Source organism: Neisseria sp. P0021.S005 (assembly GCF_051956955.1).
On the sequence record NZ_JBQCWY010000349.1, the window covers coordinates 1 to 3,170 of the forward strand.

The following is a 3,170-nucleotide window of genomic DNA, read 5'->3' on the forward strand; positions in this document are numbered from 1 at the left end:
GCAAAAACGAGGTCTTGTTTGCGGAAACGGTTGGCGTTTTCAATGCCATGTTCTTCTGCCATTTCCAAGAGTTTGGAAATGTGGAGGGTTTGGAGTTCTGAAACGTGCATAGTATTGATATATTTTGAATAGTATCAGAGAGATGGCACAAAGGCCGTCTGAAAGTATGAAATCGTGCCGCAGGATACGGTAGATTTTTGAGAAAGTTGAATTTTAGGCAGTTGGAGGCAGGGTGTCAAATTTTTAAATCGAACACTGAGCCGAGACTATAATCTTACCATGCAATAAGATTATGGCCGGCAACAGCTTGGCAATCGCAACCCTATCGACCAAAATCCGAGTATTTACCCAACTTCAGACGGCCTTTTGCCCGTACCGCATCAGCGTCATGCCGCCGACCGCTGCCGCACAGCCCGCAACCAGCGAAATATGCAGCGGTTCGCCCAAAAACCACGCCGAAGACAGCACACCGAAAATCGGCACGAGCGTAATATACGCCGCCGCGCTGCCTGCACCCAAAGTCTTCACGCCTTCGAAATACCACGCGTAGGCCAATACCGTCGCGCCGATGACCAGCCACGCCAAGGCTGTCCAGCCTCGCCCATCCATTGCCGCTATCGCCTCAAACGGCATTCCGTCCGTCCACAACGCCACCACCGACAACATCAACGCACCAATGAACGACGTTGCCGTCGTTACCGTCAGCACATCTATCCCACGCAAAACCGCGCGACCAATTAAAGTATAAGCCGCCCAACAAACCACGCAACCGAAAATCAGCCACTCTCCTGCCTTGATGCCGCCCGATAACACTGTCAACGGCTGCCCTTGCGTTACCACCATAATGGCACCGCCGACCGCCAGCAGCATACCCGCCAAAATCTTCACATTTAAACGCTCGCCGAAAAACCAAGTTGCCAACAGCAGTGTCAATACCGGATTCACCGCCACGACTACCGCCGCCTTGCCTGCCGGCATAGTCTGCAAACCCAGCATAAAAAACACCGCATAACCGCACACGCCAACAGAAGCGGCTGCCGTCAAACCCAGCCATTGCCGCGCCGACAAAGCCGCCAAAGTCGCGAACCTGCTGCGCGCAAACAACCAGCCCAACAACAAAACCGAAGCCAAGACAAACCGAACCGCCCCGCCCGTCAGCGGCGGCAGCGACTGCCCCAACATCCGCCCCATCGGCCAAGACGCACCCCACAACACCGCCATTCCCAGCAGTTTCAAATGTACAGAATAACGTTCCATCTTATCCCTTTATCGACAAAGGCCGTCTGAAAACCGGATTTCAAGTTTTCAGACGGCCTTCAATATAGCGACTGCAAACAGATTACTTAGGCTGCCAAGAATCTTTCAGCGTCACCGTGCGGTTAAACACCGGCATGTCTTTGCTGTGGTCTTTGCGGTCGGTTACGAAGTAGCCGATGCGTTCAAACTGCCAACGGCTTTCTGCCGGCAGATCTTTTGCGACAGGTTCGGCGTAGGCAGTGATTTCCTTGATGGATTCTGGATTGAGGAAATCGGTAAACGGCAGATAGTTGCCGTCTTCGCCGCGCACGGCATCAGGACGCTCGACGGTAAAGAGGCGGTCGTACAGGCGGACTTTAATTTCGACGGCGTGTTCGGCAGAAACCCAATGAATCACGCCTTTAACTTTGCGGCCTTCGGGATTTTTGCCCAAGGTATCGTGGTCGATGCTGCATTTGAGTTCAACCACATTGCCTGCCTCGTCTTTTACTACTTCATCACACTTAATCACATAGCCGTGGCGCAAACGCACTTCTCCGCCGGGAACCAGGCGTTTGAAGCCTTTGGGCGGATTTTCGGCAAAGTCGTCGGCTTCGATGTAGATGGTTTGTGAAATAGGTACTTCGCGATCGCCCATTTCTTCGTGGTTCGGATGGAACGCGGCACGGCGGCTTTGGGTTTTGCCGGCTTCAAAGTTGGTCAGGGTCACTTTGAGCGGATTCAAAACCGCCATCAGGCGTGGCGCAGAGTTCTCCAACTCTTCACGAATCGCGCCTTCCAACACGCTCATGTCGACGATGTTTTCAGATTTGGAAATACCGGCGCGTTTGGCAAACAGGCGCAGGCCTTCGGGCGTGTAACCGCGGCGGCGCATACCGGAAATGGTCGGCATACGTGGGTCGTCCCAGCCGGAAACGTGGCCGTCTGAAACCAGTTGGTTCAGCTTGCGTTTGGACGTGATGGAATACAGAAGCTCCAAACGGGAAAACTCGTATTGGCGCGGACGTGTGGCGTGCGGCGCAGGAATGTTGTCCAACACCCAGTCGTACAGCGGACGGTGTGCTTCAAATTCGAGTGTACACAAGGAATGCGTGATGCCTTCGATAGCATCGGAAATGCAGTGAGTGTAGTCGTACATCGGATAGATGCACCATTTGTCGCCGGTGTTGTGGTGATGGGCGCGGCGGATACGGTAGATGACGGGGTCGCGCATATTGATATTGCCTGCCGCCATATCGATTTTCAGGCGCAAGGTTTTGCTGCCGTCGGGGAACTCGCCGTTTTTCATGCGTGTGAACAGGTCGAGGTTTTCTTCAATACTGCGGTCGCGGTAAGGGCTGTTTTTGCCTGCTTCGGTCAGCGTACCGCGGTATTCGCGCATTTCTTCGGGCGTCAAATCATCGACATACGCTTTGCCGTCTTTGATTAAACCGACAGCGTAGTCGTAAAGCTGGTCGAAATAGTTGGAAGCGAAACGTGGCTCGCCCGCCCAATGGAAGCCCAACCATTCGACGTCTTCTTTGATGGCATTGACGTATTCGTCGTTTTCTTTTTCAGGGTTGGTGTCGTCGAAACGCAGGTTGCACAAGCCGTCGTAAATATAAGCCAAACCGAAGTTCAAGCAGATGGATTTGGCGTGGCCGATGTGCAAGTAACCGTTCGGCTCAGGCGGGAAGCGGGTTTGGATGGCTGTATGTTTCCCGCTTTTGAGGTCTTCATCGATGATGGTGCGGATAAAGTGGTTGTCCGCGAATTGGTCTTTATTCAACATAATATTTCTTTGATAGGAAAATGATTTTCTGTTTTCAGACGGCCTGAGCATTCAATCAGGCCGTCTGAAAGGAATGGAATGATGGCTCAATTGTACCCGACTTGGCTACTTTGATACAGGGTCGGCAACCTGCCACGCCACG

The 3,170-nt window shown here is 52.9% G+C and carries 3 protein-coding genes; all 3 read right to left on the reverse strand.

The features are described from left to right. On the reverse strand, positions 1-110 hold a 110-nt coding region (locus ACTHUE_RS13985; RefSeq protein ID WP_440422995.1), incomplete at its 3' end, for a Rho termination factor N-terminal domain-containing protein. A gap of 244 nt (positions 111-354) precedes the next feature. Further along, on the reverse strand, positions 355-1,257 hold the full coding sequence (locus tag ACTHUE_RS13990; RefSeq protein WP_004519553.1) for a DMT family transporter: 903 nt from the start codon (positions 1,255-1,257) through the stop codon (positions 355-357). 82 nt (positions 1,258-1,339) lie between these two features. Further along, positions 1,340-3,028, reverse strand: coding sequence for a glutamine--tRNA ligase/YqeY domain fusion protein (locus ACTHUE_RS13995; RefSeq protein WP_004519552.1), 1,689 nt, complete (start codon positions 3,026-3,028; stop codon positions 1,340-1,342). Positions 3,029-3,170 lie beyond the last annotated feature (142 nt).